Here is a 15,841-nt window from a genome sequence, read left to right on the forward strand (position 1 = left end):
TGCGGGGGTGCGGGTAGCAGGGTTACGGCGGTCATAGCGTGGGGGAAACGCCCGGTCCCATTCCGAACCCGGAAGCTAAGACCCACAGCGCCGATGGTACTGCATCCGGGAGGATGTGGGAGAGTAGGTCACCGCCGGACAATATTTGAATAACAAGGTGAGAGCCCGTACCAGTGCTGGTACGGGCTCTTCCTCTTTAACCCGCCGGGCCTAACCCGGCCAGATTTCTCCCGCCAGGGGTGCGGGCCTGACCTGTTTAAGCCACCGGCCCGGATAGGTTTGTGGGATGGGATCCGATACTGCGATAAAAATCACTGGCACCCGGGCGGCGCTTTGGCTGCCGCATGTGGCCGCCGTCCTTGTGCTTGCTTCGTGTTTTGCCTACGGAACCACGATTTACGATTCCCTGCCGGAAACCATCCCGACCCACTGGGGCGGCGGCGGCCGTCCGGACGAGTGGGACACGAAGTCCTTCGGCACCGTGTATATGCCCCTGCTGATGGGCGCCGGCATAAGCGTCCTCCTGGCTGTGGTGTCCGCCGCCATACCCGCCATGATCCTGCCGGATAAGGATCCGTCCGACTGGGAGCTGTATCGCCGGGAGGGGATGATCCGCGGCACCGTTGCTGCCCTTGGCGGGACCTCTGTCCTGGTTGCGGCGCTGATCGGCGGGCTCACGGTTTCCGGCTGGCGGACCCCCGACCATGTGCCTGCAGGGCCGGCCCTGATGATAATTCCCCTGATCCTTGGCTTCCTGGTCCTTTCCTATACGGCTGCCGGCCGCTGGACGCGTCGAACGGCTGAGCGGGACGGTGTCCACCCGACAGCCGAGGAACAGGAAGAGGATAAACGGTGGGTGGGCGGCATCCTCTATAACGATCCGAATGATCCCCACATCCTGGTACCCAAGCGCAGCGGATCCGGCACCGGCCTTACAGTGAATGTCGGCAACCGCAGGGGGCGCACCGCCGTCGTTGTGTTCCTGATGGTCTTTGTTGTCCTTCCGACTGTTTTCGGAGTCTTCATGGCCCTCTAGGTACCGCCTGCCGGCTTGGTCCGTTTCTCCACTAGGCTTAGACGCATGCGTATTGCTCGATTTGTACAGGACAGCGACCCCGCCTTCGGCGTGGTCGGAGGAGAAGAAGGCAGCGAAGAAATCGCCGTCATTAAGGGTGACCCGTTCTTTTCGGGCGTCCAGCTGACAGGGGAGCGGCACAAGCTGGAGGACGTACGCCTGCTTGCCCCGATCATCCCGCGCAGCAAGGTCGTGGGCATCGGCCGCAACTATGCCGACCACGCCAGCGAAATGGGCAACGACGTTCCGCCGGCTCCACTGATGTTCCTCAAGCCCAACACCTCGGTGATCGGCCCGAACGATCCCGTGGTTCTGCCCTCCTTCTCGGACGAGGTGTCCTACGAGGCCGAGCTCGCCGTCGTCATCGGCCGCATCTGCAAGGACGTCCCGATCGAACGCGTGGACGAAGTGATCTTCGGCTACACGTGCGCCAACGACCTCACCGCCCGTGACGCCCAGCGCACCGACGACCAGTGGGCCCGCGCCAAGGGCTTCGACACCTCCTGCCCCCTGGGCCCGTGGATTGAAACCGAGTTGGATCCCGAGAACACCGCGGTCCGCGGCTACCTGAACGGTGAACTCGTTCAGGACGGGAACACCAACTCGATGATCTGGGGCGTCAAGGAACTGGTGTCCTACGTTTCGCAGGCCTTCACCCTGCTGCCCGGCGACGTCATCCTCACCGGTACCCCTGCGGGCGTCGGCATCATCAGCGACGGCGAACGCTTCGAGGTCGACATCGAGGGCATCGGCCGGCTGGTCAACACCGTCCGCAGCTGATGCCCCGCGGAGCGGACCGGGAGGCCGGCCGGAGCGCAGCCTGGGCTGCGCTCATCTGGTCGCTGATCCTCCTGGCCGCTCCGTTCCTTGGTTTTCCGCCGGATGCCGCCCTGCCCTGGGGTGCCGGTGCCGCCCTGTTGATGGGTGTCTTCCCGGCAGCCCTGGTTTTCCAGCTGCAGCGGCGCAACGACCTTCGGCGGCTGCCGCCGTCGTCGCTTCCGCCTGCAGTGCTGGGTGCGGCTGCGCTGGCGTTTATGTTCCAGCGGCTCATCCTTTGGCTGGACGGTCCGTTACCGCTCTCGGCTGCGGTTTTCAGCCTGCTGGCTGCAGCCCTCGTGCTGCTCATCGCCAACTCCTTCACTCACTGGTCCTGGCTGGACCTCACGCTCGGTGCGGTCCTGGTCATTCTCGGTTCGACGGCGGCACTGCTTATCCCGGGGCTGCCGGGAACTGCGGCGGCGATCCTCATCGCTGCCGTCATGGCAGGTACCCTCGCCGCCAGGCTGCGGCGGGGGAAGCCCGCAGCACACCTTGCCGCCGCCGCGGCCGGCGCACTTGCCGGCGGTGGAGTCTTCCTCTGGCTGCTGTCCTACTCGGCTTAAGGCACCCCGCGGAGGGAAGAGTCTAAACTGGGAAACATCATGACTAACGCTCCCACTCCCTTAGCAGACCTTCCCACCGTCACCGATGACACGCCCGTACGCGTGCGCTTCTGCCCGTCTCCCACGGGCACCCCGCACGTTGGCCTCATCCGGACCGCCCTTTTCAACTGGGCCTACGCCAAGCACACCAAGGGCACCATGGTGTTCCGGATCGAAGACACCGACACCGCCCGTGACAGCGAGGAGAGCTACCTCCAGCTCCTCGACGCGCTGAAGTGGCTCGGCATCACCTGGGACGAAGGCGTGGAAGTGGGCGGCCCGCACGAACCGTACCGGCAGTCCCAGCGCGGCGAAATCTACCAGGACGTGATCGCCAAGCTGCGCGACGCCGGTTACGTCTACGAGTCCTACTCCACCCCGGAGGAAATCGAAGCGCGCCACCGCGCGGCCGGACGCGACATCAAGCTCGGCTACGACAACTATGACCGCGACCTCACCGCGGAGCAGATCGAAGCCTTCCGCGCCGAAGGCCGCTCGCCGGTGCTCCGCGTCCGGATGCCCGATGAAGACATCACCTTCACCGACCTGGTGCGCGGCGAGATCACCTTCAAAGCCGGAACGGTTCCGGACTTCGTCGTGGTCCGCGCCAACGGTGCACCCCTCTACACGCTGGTCAACCCCGTCGATGACGCACTCATGGGCATCACCCACATCCTGCGCGGCGAGGACCTGCTGTCCTCCACCCCGCGCCAGGTTGCGCTGTACCGTGCGCTGATCGACGTCGGCGTCGCAAAGTACATGCCCCTGTTCGGACACCTGCCCTACGTGATGGGTGCAGGCAACAAGAAGCTCTCCAAGCGGGATCCGGAGTCCAGCCTCTTCCTGCACCGGGAGCGCGGCTTCATCCCCGAAGGCCTGCTGAACTACCTGTCCCTGCTGGGCTGGTCGCTGTCCGCCGACGAGGACATCTTCACCGTCGACCAGCTGGTGGAGAACTTCGACATCCACAATGTGCTGGCCAACCCCGCCCGCTTCGACCTGAAGAAGGCCGAAGCCATCAACGGCACGCACGTACGGATGCTCGAGGCCGAAGACTTCCGTAACCGCCTGGTCCCGTACCTCCAGCAGGCAGGCCTGGTGGGGGAGACCCTCACCGCCCGCGAGGAACAGGTCCTGACCGAGGCCGCACCCCTGGTGCAGGAACGCATCACCCTGCTGGGCGAGGCCCCGGACATGCTCGGCTTCCTCTTCAAGGCCGACGACGCCGTCGACGTCGCCGACGACGCCCGGAAGGGACTGCCGGCTAACCTGGCCGAGGTGCTCGACGCCGCGCTGGCGGCCCTCGAATCCGTCTCCGACTGGACGGCGGAGAACATCCAGGCCGCCCTGCGGCAGGCCCTCGTGGAAGACATGGGCATCAAGCCGCGGCTGGCGTTCGGCCCGGTGCGCACTGCCGTCTCGGGACGCCGGATCTCGCCGCCGCTGTTCGAGTCCATGGTGATCCTGGGCCGCGATTCCTCCCTGGCGCGGCTCCGCACCTTCCGCGCCGCGGCATAAGGTCCGTACACAGTGGGCGGCGGGTCCATCAATGCGGTGCTGTTCGACATCGACGAGACACTCGTTGACCTGCAGGCGGCCATGGGTGCCACGCTGCAGGTGGTTGGCACCGAGGACCTGACCCACTTCACGGCGGCGGACTGGGAGGCTTATACCTCCCTGTTCGCCGCCGATCCGCAGGGGCATTACAACGCGTACCTCGCAGGCCGGCTGAGTTTTGCCGACCAGCGGGTGCTGCGCCTGCAGCACGCCCGGGAACGGGCGGGGCTGGCGCCGCTGGACAGCGACACCGCGCGCGTCTGGAACCAGGCCTACGAAGCGGCACTGCCGCAGTACTTCCGCGCGTTCGACGACGTCGTTCCCGTCCTGGATGCCTTGGAGGCCCGCGGCATTGCCTACGGTGCCGTCAGCAACAACGTGCACGACTACCAGCGGGCCAAGCTGGACGCCGCCGGGCTGACGCGGATCAGGGTCCTGGTGGGCATCGACACCGCCGGCTCCGCCAAGCCGGAACCGGCGATCTTCCACGAGGGGGTACGCCTGCTCGGCAGTACCCCGGAGCGCAGCGCCTACGTGGGGGACAACCTGCGGGTGGATGCTGTGGGGGCGGCCCACGCCGGCCTGCTCGGAATCTGGCTGGACCGCATCGGCAACCCCTCACCCGTGCGGGACGGGGCGGCCGTGGTTCCTCCCGGAGTGCACACCATCGGGTCCCTCGGGGAGCTGCTGGAACTGGTCTGACACGGCAGTCGGCCCGTTTTGTACTTGCTCTGGAACCCGTGTATAGTTATATCTCGTGCTGAGGGGCTGCGGCCGGGGATAAGTCCTCGCAAAGCAGTCGGATAAGCGCATTGGGATATGGTGTAATTGGCAACACATCGGTTTCTGGTACCGACATTCTAGGTTCGAGTCCTGGTATCCCAGCGGTCATCAATAAGCGGTTCACCGCGATTGGTCTCCTCTGAAAGAGTATGAAATACTCTACAGGCCGGTTCTTCGAAACCGGCAAGGAAGTGCCCGGACAGTAAGCCCGGAGCACTGTACACGGCCCCATCGTATAGCGGCCTAGTACGCTGCCCTCTCACGGCGGTAACGCGGGTTCGAATCCCGCTGGGGTCACAGATAACCGGCTCCGGACACTATGTCCGGGGCCGGTTTTGTTTTGCCCTCCGAACCGGGCGGCCAGCGGTGCGGGACCGCGCGTGATAATTTCAAAACCTTGCTCCCAATCCCAACCCGAGGAACAGCCTGTGCCGTCCGAAGCCCTGACCGTGGACCAGCTCGATGAGAAGGCGCTCCTGGCCCGGATCTTTCCCCGTCTGGGGCCGGATACCGCGCTGCTGGGGCCGGGCGACGACGCCGCCGTGATCGCTGCTCCGGACCGCCGAACGGTAATCTCCATCGACACCTTGGTCCAGGATGCCGATTTCCGCCTGCTCTGGCCCTCGGGGTACCGGACCACGGGGTTCGACGTCGGCTGGAAATGCGTGGCGCAGAATGTTTCCGATATCCGTGCCATGGGCGCTGTGCCCACCTCGCTGGTGGTCAGCCTCACCCTTCCGGGCAGTACGGAGGTCGCGTGGGTGGAGCAACTCGCCGCGGGACTCGCCGCCGGTATTGATTCCCTGGCGTTCGAGCGGTGCTCCGTGGTGGGCGGCGACCTCGGCCGGGGCAGCCAAATCGTCGTCACGGCAGCTGTCACAGGCGATTTGGAGGGGCGGGACCCGGTATTGCGTTCCGGCGCCCGGCCAGGGGACGTTGTGGCCCACAATGGGTCGCTGGGACTTGCGGCAGGCGGGCTGGCGGTACTTGAGAGCAACGTCGACATGACAGACCCCGGGGATTCCGAAGACCACCTCCTTGCCGTGCTGGCCATGGCGCAATGCAGGCCGCGTCTGCCGCGGACCGGCGCCGGACCCGAAGCCGCTGCTGCCGGAGCCACGGCCATGCTGGATGTCTCCGACGGACTGGTACGCGACGCCGGCCGGATCGCCCGGGCCTCTGGCGTCGGCATTGACCTGGACCGGGGCTATCTCACCTCCCGGGCCGAGGCGCTGGCACCGGCTGCGGAACGGTTGGGCGCAGACCCGCTGGCCTGGGTGCTGGGCGGGGGAGAGGACCATGGGCTGCTGGCGGCCTTCCCACCGGATGCGGTCCTGCCCCAGGGGTTCGTCCGCATCGGCACGGTGTCCGACGGCGAAGGCGTCACCTTCGGCGGCGAGGTGCCCCCGGCGACCGGCTGGGACCACTTCGCCGGATAGCTTACTGTCGCGCCTTCACCGCGACGTCAACGGACCGGCTCAGGAATCCGGCAGGATCCGCCGGTTCCGGATCCGCTCGGCCAGCTCCAGGATCTGTTCCCGGGACAGGTCCGGCAGGTGCTCGAGCTCGGAAACGAAATCATCGAGCGCATTGGTCGCCCTGGCTTTGAGGAGCTCGGTGTAAAAGCCCACGATAATGCCGGTCATCAGGGCCACCACCAGGATCCCGTACAGGGTGACGACCACCGTAATGATCCTGCCCGCCGGTCCGGTGGCCACGTAGTCGCCGAAGCCCACCGTGGTGAAGGAAACGAACAGGTACCAGAGGCCGTCGCCGAAGTTCTCGAACTCCGCCTCGAGCCGCGGCAGCAGGAAGCTTGCGACCCCAAGGACAATCAGGAAGCCGGAGAAAATATAATCGGCGCCGGAGATTCGGACAATGTGCCACAGCACACGCATCCGCTTCATGGGAACCCCCTGGGCTCTTGGACCCCCAACGGTTTCAGGCTCCCAATATAGGCTTACTCGCCGCCCTTGCGCAGCGCCTCGGTGAGCTGGGCCGCGGCCTTTGCGACCACTTCGGCGTGGATGCGCCCGGGCTGCCTGGTCAGGCGTTCAATTGGCCCGGAGATCGACACGGCGGCGATGACGCGGCCGGCCGGTCCACGCACCGGTGCCGACACGGAGGCCACTCCGGGTTCGCGTTCGCCCAGGCTCTGGGCCCAGCCACGGCGCCGGACACCGGCCAGGACAGTGGGCGTGAAGCGGGCATTATGCAGCCCCTCGAGGAGCCGGTCGTGGTCCTCCCAGGCCAGCAGGCACTGGGCAGCGGAACCGGCCTTCATGGACAGCTGGGTGCCGACGGGAATGGTGTCCCGCAGGCCGATGGGACGCTCGGCGGAGGCAACGCAGACCCGCCACTCACCCTGCCGCCGGAATACCTGCGAACTCTCCCCGGTGGCGTCGCGGAGGGCCAGCAGTACCGGTCCGGCGGAGGCGATCAGACGGTCCTCGCCGGCAGCGGAAGCCAGTTCGACCAGCCGCCCACCCAGGACGAACCGGCCCTGGATGTCGCGGCCCACCAGCCGGTGGTGCACCAGGGCCAGCGCCAGCCGGTGCACCGTAGGGCGGGCGAGTCCCGTCGCGGACACCAGTTGAGCCAGTGTGGTGGGTCCGGCTTCCAGTGCGTCCAGCACCATGGCCGCTTTGTCGATGACGCCTACCCCGCTCGCTGTGTCCATAAACTGATACTGCCGTCTCATTATCTGAGATGCAAATTGAAAAGGTGGCGCGTCCCACCCGCAGGCTGGTTCTCTTAACCCCACAGGGAAAGACAACGAGGGGTACCTGATATGGGTGAGCACGTAGCAGGCAGGACGCTTGCACGGAAAGTCTGGGACGAGCATGTGGTCAGCAAAGGGGAGGACGGTGCTCCCGACCTGCTGTACATCGATCTCCACCTCGTCCACGAAGTCACCTCCCCCCAGGCCTTCGAAGGTCTTCGGTTGTCGGGACGCGGGCTGCGCCGTCCGGACCTGACCATCGCCACCGAGGACCACAACACACCGACGCTGGCGATAGACAAGCCCATTGCCGATCCGGTGAGCCGCACCCAGATCGAAACTCTGCGGGCCAACTGCGCAGAATTCGGCGTCCGGCTGCATCCGCTGGGAGACGCCGAGCAGGGGATTGTCCACGTTGTCGGTCCGCAGCTGGGCCTGACCCAGCCCGGGCTCACCGTGGTCTGCGGTGACTCCCACACCTCCACGCACGGGGCGTTCGGGGCGCTGGCCATGGGTATCGGCACCTCCGAGGTGGAACACGTGATGGCAACCCAGACCCTGTCGCTGAAGCCGTTTAAGACCATGGCCATCAATGTCGAAGGCACGCTGCGTCCCGGCGTCACGTCCAAGGACATCATCCTGGCGGTGATTGCCCGGATCGGCACCGGCGGCGGACAGGGCTACGTCCTGGAATACCGGGGCTCGGCCATCCGTGCTCTGTCGATGGAAGCGCGGATGACCATCTGCAACATGTCCATCGAAGCTGGTGCCCGGGCCGGCATGGTCGCCCCGGACGAAACCACCTTCGCCTACCTCAGGCACCGCCCGCACGCCCCGCAGGGACGGGACTGGGACGCCGCCGTCGAACACTGGAAGTCCCTGGCCACCGACGCCGATGCCGAGTTCGACGCCGAGGTCTTCCTGGATGCCGACACCTTGGAGCCGTTTGTCACGTGGGGGACCAACCCCGGGCAGGGCGTCCCGCTCTCGGAAGCCGTCCCGGCCCCCGAAGACTTCTCCGACGAGAACGCCCGTGCTGCCGCTGAGCGGGCCCTGGCCTACATGGATCTTGCCGCCGGAACGCGGATGAAGGACATCCGGGTGGACACGGTCTTCCTGGGTTCCTGCACCAACAGCCGTATCGAAGACCTGCGCGCGGCGGCCGATATTATCCGCGGCCGCCGGAAGGACCCGGCGGTCCGCATGATGGTGGTGCCCGGCTCCGCCCGGGTGCGGCTGGAAGCCGAGGCCGAAGGGCTGGACCGGGTGTTCAAGGACTTCGGGGCGGAATGGCGTTTTGCCGGCTGCTCGATGTGCCTGGGCATGAACCCGGACCAGCTCGAACCGGGGGAACGGTGCGCGTCCACGTCGAACCGCAATTTCGAGGGCCGCCAGGGCAAGGGCGGCCGGACCCATCTGGTGTCACCGGTGGTGGCCGCCGCCACCGCGGTCCGCGGGACCCTCAGCTCACCTTCCGACCTCGATCCGCTGCCGGACAGTGCCGGGACCTCCGCCGTCAACGCCTCCACCGCCGCTTAGGGGAACCACCAATGGAAAAGATCACCACCCACACCGGGATCGGCGTTCCGCTGCGCCAAAGCGACGTCGACACCGACCAGATCATCCCTGCCGTCTACCTCAAGCGGATCACCCGCACCGGGTTCGAGGATGCACTCTTTGCCGGCTGGCGGAAGAATGCGGATTTCATCCTGAACCAGGAACCCTTCCGGCAGGGCTCGGTCCTGGTGGCCGGGCCGGACTTCGGCACCGGCTCCTCCCGTGAGCATGCCGTCTGGGCGTTGAAGGACTATGGCTTCCGGGCCGTCCTCTCCTCCCGCTTCGCGGATATCTTCCGCGGGAATGCCGGCAAGCAGGGCCTCGTCGCCGCTGAGTTGGCGCAGGATGACATCGAACTCATCTGGAAGGTCCTGGAGAACTCTCCGGGAACAACGGTCACCGTGGACCTTCAGGCCCGCACCGCAGTCTGCGGCAGCGTCACGGCTCCGTTCGAGATTGATGAATACACCCGCTGGCGCCTCCTCGAAGGGCTGGACGACATTGCCCTGACCCTGCGCCACGAAACAGAGATCACGTCGTTCGAGGCACGCCGCCCTTCCTATAAGCCGCTCACCCTCCCCGCCCGGCACTAGGCCCACAGCGCGGATGATTTCCCGGCCCCTCCGCCGGCCCGATATTATGGATAGGCCCCGCTTCGGCGGGGCCTATCCGCGTCCGCTGCGGGCTGCATGACCGGAATCACACCGGTCCGGGCCCGGTGAAGGGCGGCGTTATTTCAGTAAGCAGGCGCTTGCTCATATGCTTGAGTGCAGTCTCTTATTGCTTCCGGGGCCAATCTATTTAGGAAATCAGGTATTCATGGGTAGCGTCCTCACGATCCGAGGCGGTGTTCCTCTCTCAGGGAAGGTACCGGTCCGCGGGGCGAAAAATCTGGTCCCCAAGGCGATGGTTGCGGCCCTGCTCGGCAACGGGCCGTCCACGCTGCGCAACGTTCCGGAAATCAAGGACGTTGAGGTCGTGACGTCCCTGCTGCAGCTGCACGGCGTCGAGGTCACCAAGGACCCCGTCACCGGCGACCTCACCATGGATCCGAAGAACGCGAAGACGGCGGCGTCCAAAGACATCGACGCCCACGCCGGCGATTCGCGCATCCCGATCCTGCTCTGCGGACCGCTGATGCACAGCCTCGGCGAGGCGTTCATCCCTGACCTTGGCGGCTGCAAGATCGGCGACCGGCCGATCGACTTCCACCTGCAGATGCTGCGCAACTTCGGCGCCGTAGTGGAGAAGCGCCCCGGCGGCATTTCCATCTCCGCACCCAAGGGCCTCAGCGGCGCCAAGCTGGAACTGCCCTACCCGAGCGTCGGAGCCACCGAACAGGTGCTCCTGACCGCGGTCAAGGCCGTGGGCATCACTGAACTCCGCGGTGCCGCCGTCGAGCCGGAAATCATGGACCTGATCGCCATCCTGCAGAAGATGGGCGCCATCATCTCCGTGCAGACGGACCGCGTCATCCGCATCGAGGGCGTTTCCGAGCTGACCGGTTACAACCACCGTGCGCTTCCGGACCGCAACGAAGCCGCGTCCTGGGCCTCCGCCGCACTTGTCACCAAGGGTGACATCTACGTTGAAGGCGCCGACCAGAAGGACCTCACCGCGTTCCTGAACACCTACCGCAAGATCGGCGGAGCGTTCGACGTCGACGACGGCGGCATCCGGTTCTACCACCCGGGCGGGGCACTGAACCCGCTGGTGCTGGAAACCGACGTGCACCCGGGATTCATGACCGACTGGCAGCAGCCGCTCGTGGTCGCCCTGACCCAGGCCGAGGGCGTCTCCATTGTGCACGAGACCGTGTATGAGAACCGTTTCGGCTTCACCGACGCCCTCATCCGGATGGGCGCCAACATCCAGGTGCACCGCGAATGCCTCGGCAGCGTTCCCTGCCGTTTCGGGCAGCGCAACTTCCTGCACTCGGCCGTGATTGCCGGTTCCGTGCAGCTGCGCGGCGCCGAGATCGACATCCCGGACCTGCGCGGCGGCTTCAGCCACCTCATTGCCGCGCTGGCAGCCGAGGGCACGTCGCGGGTGACCGGCATTGAGCTGATCAACCGCGGGTACGAGCACTTCCAGGGCAAGCTTGAGGGGCTCGGCGCGGACTTTGACGTCGCTTCCGGCGTATCCGCCGGACTCCGGTAGCCTGACCGCATGACGGATTCGAATAAGTCACGGGTTGCGTTTGCGCTGCTGGCCGGAACCCTCCGGCCGCTGTTCAATGTCTTCCTGAAAAAGCAGTGGCAGGGGGCGGAGAACCTGCCCCGGGACACGGGCTTCATCGTCTGTCCCAACCACGTGACTGAAATCGATCCGGTGGTGGTGGGGCACTTCCTGTACAACAAGGGGTACCCGCCGCACTTCCTTGCCAAGGCATCTCTGTTCAAGGTTCCCGTCCTGGGAACCGCGCTGTCCGCGACGAACCAGGTCCCGGTGGAACGGATCACCACCGGGGCCGCCGGTTCCCTGGACGCCGCGCGCAAGGCACTGGAAGCCGGGCACACCCTGGTGATCTATCCCGAAGGAACCCTGACGCGGGATCCCGACCTCTGGCCGATGAAGGGCCGGACCGGCGCTGCCCGGCTGGCCCTGCAGACCGGCGTTCCCGTGCTCCCGGTGGCGCACTGGGGATCCCATGAACTCTTTCCCCGCTACGCCAAGTTCCCGGCACTGTTCCCGCGCAAGCGGGTCCGGCTGGTGGTTGGCAAGCCTGTGGACCTGTCCGAATTCGCCGGCCTGCCGATCAGTAAGGCCGTCCTGGACGCCGCCACGGATCGGATCATGTCCGACATTACGGACATGGTCTCCAAGCTCCGCGGCACGCAGCCACCCGCTGAGCGGTGGGACCCCGTGGCCAAGGGCCAGCGGCAGGTCGGCCGCTCCTTTGAATCCAAACCAACCCAACCGGAGGCCGGACAGTGACCGCCCGCAGTGAATACCCCGCCGTCGTCGCCGTCCTAGGCGCAGGAAGCTGGGGTACCGCCTTCGCCAAGATCGCCGCCGACTCCGGCGCCGGACGGGGCACCGATGTCCGGCTCTGGGCCCGTCGCCCCGAGGTGGCCGCCGACGTCAATGACAGGCACCGCAACACCCAGTACCTCAAGGACACTGTCCTGCCCGCCAACCTGCGCGCCTCCACGGACCTCGCCGAGGTCCTGGCCGATGCGGAGATCGTGGTGCTCGCCGTGCCTGCACAGTCACTGCGCGCCCAGCTGAAGGACGTTGCGGGCCTCATTCCGGCCGGCGCCGTCGTCGTGTCGCTGATGAAGGGCCTGGAACGTGGCACGGACGCCCGGATGAGCCAGGTGATCGCCGAGGAACTGGGACTGCCCGCCGAGCGTATTGCCGTGGTCTCCGGCCCGAACCTCGCCATGGAGATTGCCCGCCAGGAGCCCACCGCTTCCGTGGTGGCCTGCACCGACCTGGACACGGCCGCCTGGATCGCCGAAGCCTGCACTGCGCCGTATTTCCGGCCGTACACCAACGAGGACGTGGTGGGTACGGAGATCGGCGGCATCGTGAAAAACGTGATTGCCCTCGCGGTGGGGATCTGCGACGGCAAGAACATGGGTGACAACACCCGGGCGTCCGTGATGACCCGCGGCCTGGCCGAAACCACCCGGCTGGCCCTCGCCCTGGGCGGCAGCGCCGAGACCATGGCAGGACTGGCGGGCATGGGCGATTTGATTGCCACCTGCTCCTCACCCCTGTCCCGCAACCACACTGCGGGAACACTGCTGGCGCAGGGCCTGAGCCTGGCGGAGGTCAACGCGTCCATGACCCAGACCGCCGAAGGTATCAAGTCCGCGCAGGCCGTGCTGGACCGTGCCACCCAGCTGGGTGTGTACATGCCGATCACCGAAAACGTTGTCGCCGTCCTGCAGGGCGTTATTAGTGTTGATGAACTGGGCCCGCGGCTGCTGGCCCGCGAACTGAAATCCGAAGGTGTGTCCGCCCCGTGACTGTTGAACCCCTGCCCGCCGGTACCGTAGAGGACCGCTCCGGAAACGCCCGGCCGAGGGTGGCCGTCCTGTTCGGCGGACGCTCCAGCGAACATGCCGTCAGCTGCGTGACTGCGGCCGGTGTGCTGCAGGCCATTGATACGTCCAAGTACGACGTCGTGCCCATCGGTATTGCGAAGAACGGCCAGTGGAGCCTCGTCTCCGCCGATCCGGCGCAGTGGTCGCTCCGCGCAGCCACCCTGCCCGAGGTGCCGGTCTCCGCGGAATCAGTGGTCCTGTCCTCCCAGGACGGAAGCCGTGAGCTCGTCGCGCACACTCCCGGCGGCCTGCCGCGCAGCCTGGGGTCCATCGACGTCGTCCTGCCGCTGCTGCACGGTCCCTTCGGCGAGGACGGCACCCTGCAGGGGCTGCTGGAAATGGCCGACGTCCGGTACGTGGGCGCCGGTGTCCTGGCGTCCGCCGTCGGCATGGACAAGCACTACATGAAGGTGGTCTTCGAGGCCGCCGGCCTGGCCGTTGGACCCTACGAGGTGCTTACCGACCGGCAGTGGCTGCGGGATCCGCAGTCCTGCCTGGACCGTGCCGGCGCCCTGGCCTTCCCCTTGTTCGTGAAGCCGGCCCGCGCCGGATCCTCCATGGGCATCACGCGGGTCACCGATCCCGCGGAGCTCCCGGCCGCCATCGAAGCCGCGCGCCTGCACGATCCCAAGGTGGTCGTCGAAGCCGGGATCACCGGCCGCGAAATCGAGGTGGCTGTCCTGCAGGGGCGCGGCACCGAGGACCCCCGCACCAGCCAGCCCGGCGAGATTGCGGTGCGCGACGGCGGCCACGAGTGGTACGACTTCGAAGCCAAGTACGTTGACGGTGCAGCCGTCGACCTGAGCTGCCCGGCGGACCTGCCGGCGGACGTTTCCGCCGAAGTCCGCCGGCTGGCCGGTGCCGCCTTCGACGCGGTCGGAGGAGAGGGCCTGTCCCGGGTGGACTTCTTCTACACCCCGGACGGTGCGCTGATCATCAACGAGATCAACACGATGCCCGGGTTCACCCCGATCAGCATGTATCCGCAGATGTGGGCCAAGTCCGGTCTCCCGTACACCGAGCTGATCGATGAACTGATTTCCCTGGCGCTGAGCCGGAAGACCGGCCTGCGCTAGCCCGCCTGGCTGTCCAGTTCCAGGGTGTCCGCGGGGCTGAGGCACTGACGGGTGGATTCGATGTTGGAGACCGCGTTCTCCAACTGGACCAGCACCTCGGAGGAAGCCACCTCGTTCGGATCGAACATCACCTCGACGGCCGGCTCCCGGCCGAACGTCGTGGCGGTCCAGGTGTCTTCGCCCTCGCGCAGGATCCAGTCGATGCCGTTGACCTCGGCGCACGGATCGGTCGTCGGTCCCGGCACCGGGACGCCGCACTTGAGGATCGCCCGGGACGGGTTGCCCCAGGCCGCGGTGGACTGGCTGTCCGTGTCCCTGAGCTGATAGCCCGCCATCTCGTCCGGGAGCGCCACCATCACGGAGGCGCAGTCGGGGTTCGCCGCGTCTGGCGCGGAATCGACATTGGCCACTGGGCTGCAGCCGGTGGCCGCCACTGCCACGAGCACGGATACTGCGGGTAACGCGTAGAGCTTCATGATCCAAGCGTATCCGGCACGGTACGTCGAGTCGGAATCGGTCTGGTACCGGGAAATGTATAGACTCATAGCGCCCCCGATCTGAGGAAAAACACTTGAGCGAGTACACGATGTCCCCCACCACCCAGCCGAAAAAGAGGCATCCGGTCCGCACCACCATGCTGGTGATGCTGACCGTCGTGGTGGTGGCCGCAGTAGCGGTGGGCGGTTACCTATGGCATCTGGCCCGGACCTTCGACTCCGGTACCAACACCATAGCCAATGCACTTCCTGAGGCACGGCCGGAGAAGGAAGCCGCCGCAGCGGATTCGCAGAACATCCTTCTGATGGGCAGCGATACCCGCGATCCAGCCGGTGGCGACGCTCGGTCGGACACGATGATGCTCGTCCACATCCCGGGGGACCGAAGCGGGGTTTACGTCATGTCGATCATGCGCGACACCTGGGTGGAGATCCCCGGTCACGGGGAAGATAAGATCAACGCCGCCATGGCTCTTGGAGGTGTTGCCCTGACCGTGGACACTGTACAGACGCTGTTTGATGTCCCCATCGACCACGTGGCAATCGTCGATTTTGAAGGTTTTAAGGGTCTGACGGATTCTCTGGGCGGGGTTACCCTCAACAATGAAGTTGCCTTCCAGTCCGACGGCGTCGAGGGCGAGTATTTCCCCGCGGGGACCATCAGCGTTAAGGGCGAGTCAGCTCTCAAATACGTCCGCGAGCGTTATGCCTTCACGGATGGGGACTACCAGCGCGTCAAGAACCAGCAGGCATTCCTGCGTGGGGTCATTTCCGGCGTCCTCAACAAGGGGACCTTGACGGACCCGGTGAAGGTCAGCAACGTCGTGGGCGAACTCTCGCCGTACCTGAGCGTGGATGAAGACCTGGACGCATCGGCGGCAGGGGCTTTGGCGGTCAGCCTGCGAAACGTCCGTTCGGGCGAGGTCTCCATGTTCACCCTGCCCAACGCCGGAGTGGGCACTTCTCCTGACGGACAGTCGATTGTGGTGCCGGATCACGCTGCCATCAGTGAAATTTCCGCGGCACTGGACGCCGATGACTTCGATGCGTATGCCGCTGCCGTCCAGGGGAACTGACTTTATGCCATCGACCCTCCCA

At 66.0% G+C, this 15,841-nt stretch carries 16 protein-coding genes, 2 tRNA genes and 1 rRNA gene; 16 read left to right on the forward strand and 3 right to left on the reverse strand.

The features are described 5' to 3' along the window. Positions 1-23: 23 nt before the first annotated feature. The 9 genes from rrf to thiL all read left to right on the forward strand — a co-directional run bounded on the left by rrf (position 24) and on the right by thiL (position 6,275). Positions 24-140, forward strand: a 5S ribosomal RNA gene (rrf, locus tag QNO10_RS05195). Positions 141-286: 146 nt separating this feature from the next. Beyond that, entirely contained in the window at positions 287-1,036 is a 750-nt protein-coding gene (locus tag QNO10_RS05200) for a DUF1648 domain-containing protein (protein WP_229949092.1), read from the forward strand. Positions 1,037-1,081: 45 nt separating this feature from the next. Continuing rightward, the gene (locus QNO10_RS05205) at positions 1,082-1,855 is read left to right on the forward strand and encodes a fumarylacetoacetate hydrolase family protein (protein WP_227923562.1); all 774 of its coding nucleotides are present in this window, start codon (positions 1,082-1,084) and stop codon (positions 1,853-1,855) included. Continuing rightward, positions 1,855-2,457: a hypothetical protein gene (locus QNO10_RS05210; RefSeq protein WP_229949091.1), complete on the forward strand. Its 603-nt coding sequence runs from the start codon at positions 1,855-1,857 to the stop codon at positions 2,455-2,457. The genes QNO10_RS05205 and QNO10_RS05210 overlap by 1 nt, the downstream gene beginning before the upstream one ends. A 39-nt stretch (positions 2,458-2,496) precedes the next feature. Then, positions 2,497-4,014 (forward strand): glutamate--tRNA ligase, encoded by a 1,518-nt coding sequence (gene gltX, locus QNO10_RS05215; RefSeq protein WP_229949090.1) that lies wholly within the window; start codon positions 2,497-2,499, stop codon positions 4,012-4,014. Positions 4,015-4,026: 12 nt separating this feature from the next. Beyond that, positions 4,027-4,755, forward strand: a complete 729-nt coding sequence (locus QNO10_RS05220) for an HAD family hydrolase (RefSeq protein WP_229949089.1) — start codon at positions 4,027-4,029, stop codon at positions 4,753-4,755. A 111-nt stretch (positions 4,756-4,866) separates the two neighbouring features. Further along, positions 4,867-4,938 (forward strand) — tRNA-Gln (locus tag QNO10_RS05225). A gap of 122 nt (positions 4,939-5,060) precedes the next feature. Beyond that, a tRNA-Glu gene (locus QNO10_RS05230) sits at positions 5,061-5,133 on the forward strand. A gap of 131 nt (positions 5,134-5,264) precedes the next feature. Continuing rightward, complete coding sequence (gene thiL, locus QNO10_RS05235) at positions 5,265-6,275, forward strand: thiamine-phosphate kinase (RefSeq protein WP_229949088.1); 1,011 nt, start codon at positions 5,265-5,267, stop codon at positions 6,273-6,275. Between the two features lie 39 nt (positions 6,276-6,314). On the opposite strand, the gene QNO10_RS05240 is transcribed toward thiL, so the two are convergent. Further along, a complete protein-coding gene (locus QNO10_RS05240) occupies positions 6,315-6,743 on the reverse strand; it encodes a potassium channel family protein (protein WP_229949087.1) in 429 nt (142 codons plus the stop codon). Between the two features lie 53 nt (positions 6,744-6,796). Next, positions 6,797-7,516, reverse strand: a complete 720-nt coding sequence (locus QNO10_RS05245) for an IclR family transcriptional regulator (RefSeq protein ID WP_229949083.1) — start codon at positions 7,514-7,516, stop codon at positions 6,797-6,799. A 111-nt stretch (positions 7,517-7,627) separates the two neighbouring features. On the opposite strand from QNO10_RS05245, the gene leuC reads away from it, so the two are divergent. The 6 genes from leuC (at position 7,628) to QNO10_RS05275 (ending at position 14,246) form a co-directional block, all read left to right on the forward strand. Then, the gene (gene leuC, locus QNO10_RS05250) at positions 7,628-9,097 is read left to right on the forward strand and encodes a 3-isopropylmalate dehydratase large subunit (RefSeq protein ID WP_229949082.1); all 1,470 of its coding nucleotides are present in this window, start codon (positions 7,628-7,630) and stop codon (positions 9,095-9,097) included. Positions 9,098-9,108: 11 nt separating this feature from the next. Then, entirely contained in the window at positions 9,109-9,708 is a 600-nt protein-coding gene (gene leuD, locus QNO10_RS05255) for a 3-isopropylmalate dehydratase small subunit (RefSeq protein ID WP_229949081.1), read from the forward strand. Between the two features lie 226 nt (positions 9,709-9,934). Beyond that, entirely contained in the window at positions 9,935-11,275 is a 1,341-nt protein-coding gene (gene murA, locus QNO10_RS05260) for a UDP-N-acetylglucosamine 1-carboxyvinyltransferase (protein WP_229949080.1), read from the forward strand. A gap of 9 nt (positions 11,276-11,284) precedes the next feature. Then, positions 11,285-12,052 (forward strand): lysophospholipid acyltransferase family protein, encoded by a 768-nt coding sequence (locus tag QNO10_RS05265; protein WP_229949079.1) that lies wholly within the window; start codon positions 11,285-11,287, stop codon positions 12,050-12,052. Beyond that, positions 12,049-13,092, forward strand: a complete 1,044-nt coding sequence (locus tag QNO10_RS05270; RefSeq protein WP_229949077.1) for an NAD(P)H-dependent glycerol-3-phosphate dehydrogenase — start codon at positions 12,049-12,051, stop codon at positions 13,090-13,092. The genes QNO10_RS05265 and QNO10_RS05270 overlap by 4 nt, the downstream gene beginning before the upstream one ends. Positions 13,093-13,103: 11 nt before the next feature. After that, on the forward strand, positions 13,104-14,246 hold the full coding sequence (locus tag QNO10_RS05275; protein ID WP_231707569.1) for a D-alanine--D-alanine ligase family protein: 1,143 nt from the start codon (positions 13,104-13,106) through the stop codon (positions 14,244-14,246). Here QNO10_RS05275 and QNO10_RS05280 read toward each other — a convergent pair. Then, positions 14,243-14,791 carry a DUF3515 domain-containing protein gene (locus tag QNO10_RS05280; protein WP_229949073.1) on the reverse strand — a complete coding sequence of 183 codons (549 nt, stop codon included), beginning with the start codon at positions 14,789-14,791 and terminating at the stop codon, positions 14,243-14,245. The two genes, QNO10_RS05275 and QNO10_RS05280, sit on opposite strands and share 4 nt — an antisense overlap. Positions 14,792-14,817: 26 nt before the next feature. On the opposite strand from QNO10_RS05280, the gene QNO10_RS05285 reads away from it, so the two are divergent. Further along, positions 14,818-15,819 (forward strand): LCP family protein, encoded by a 1,002-nt coding sequence (locus tag QNO10_RS05285; protein WP_229949071.1) that lies wholly within the window; start codon positions 14,818-14,820, stop codon positions 15,817-15,819. The last annotated feature ends 22 nt before the right edge of the window (positions 15,820-15,841 follow it).

This window comes from Arthrobacter sp. zg-Y919 (assembly GCF_030142045.1).
Classification (GTDB): Bacteria; Actinomycetota; Actinomycetes; order Actinomycetales; family Micrococcaceae; genus Arthrobacter_B.

Excerpts from the sequence above, each read along its gene's own strand:
- murA (WP_229949080.1), top strand. The coding sequence starts at position 9,935 with ATGGGTAGCGTCCTCACGATCCGAGGCGGTGTTCCTCTCTCAGGGAAG.
- QNO10_RS05245 (WP_229949083.1), bottom strand. The coding sequence starts at position 7,516 with ATGGACACAGCGAGCGGGGTAGGCGTCATCGACAAAGCGGCCATGGTG.
- gltX (WP_229949090.1), top strand. The coding sequence starts at position 2,497 with ATGACTAACGCTCCCACTCCCTTAGCAGACCTTCCCACCGTCACCGAT.
- QNO10_RS05265 (WP_229949079.1), top strand. The coding sequence starts at position 11,285 with ATGACGGATTCGAATAAGTCACGGGTTGCGTTTGCGCTGCTGGCCGGA.
- QNO10_RS05200 (WP_229949092.1), top strand. The coding sequence starts at position 287 with ATGGGATCCGATACTGCGATAAAAATCACTGGCACCCGGGCGGCGCTT.
- QNO10_RS05205 (WP_227923562.1), top strand. The coding sequence starts at position 1,082 with ATGCGTATTGCTCGATTTGTACAGGACAGCGACCCCGCCTTCGGCGTG.
- QNO10_RS05240 (WP_229949087.1), bottom strand. The coding sequence starts at position 6,743 with ATGAAGCGGATGCGTGTGCTGTGGCACATTGTCCGAATCTCCGGCGCC.
- leuC (WP_229949082.1), top strand. The coding sequence starts at position 7,628 with ATGGGTGAGCACGTAGCAGGCAGGACGCTTGCACGGAAAGTCTGGGAC.
- leuD (WP_229949081.1), top strand. The coding sequence starts at position 9,109 with ATGGAAAAGATCACCACCCACACCGGGATCGGCGTTCCGCTGCGCCAA.
- QNO10_RS05210 (WP_229949091.1), top strand. The coding sequence starts at position 1,855 with ATGCCCCGCGGAGCGGACCGGGAGGCCGGCCGGAGCGCAGCCTGGGCT.
- QNO10_RS05280 (WP_229949073.1), bottom strand. The coding sequence starts at position 14,791 with ATGAGTCTATACATTTCCCGGTACCAGACCGATTCCGACTCGACGTAC.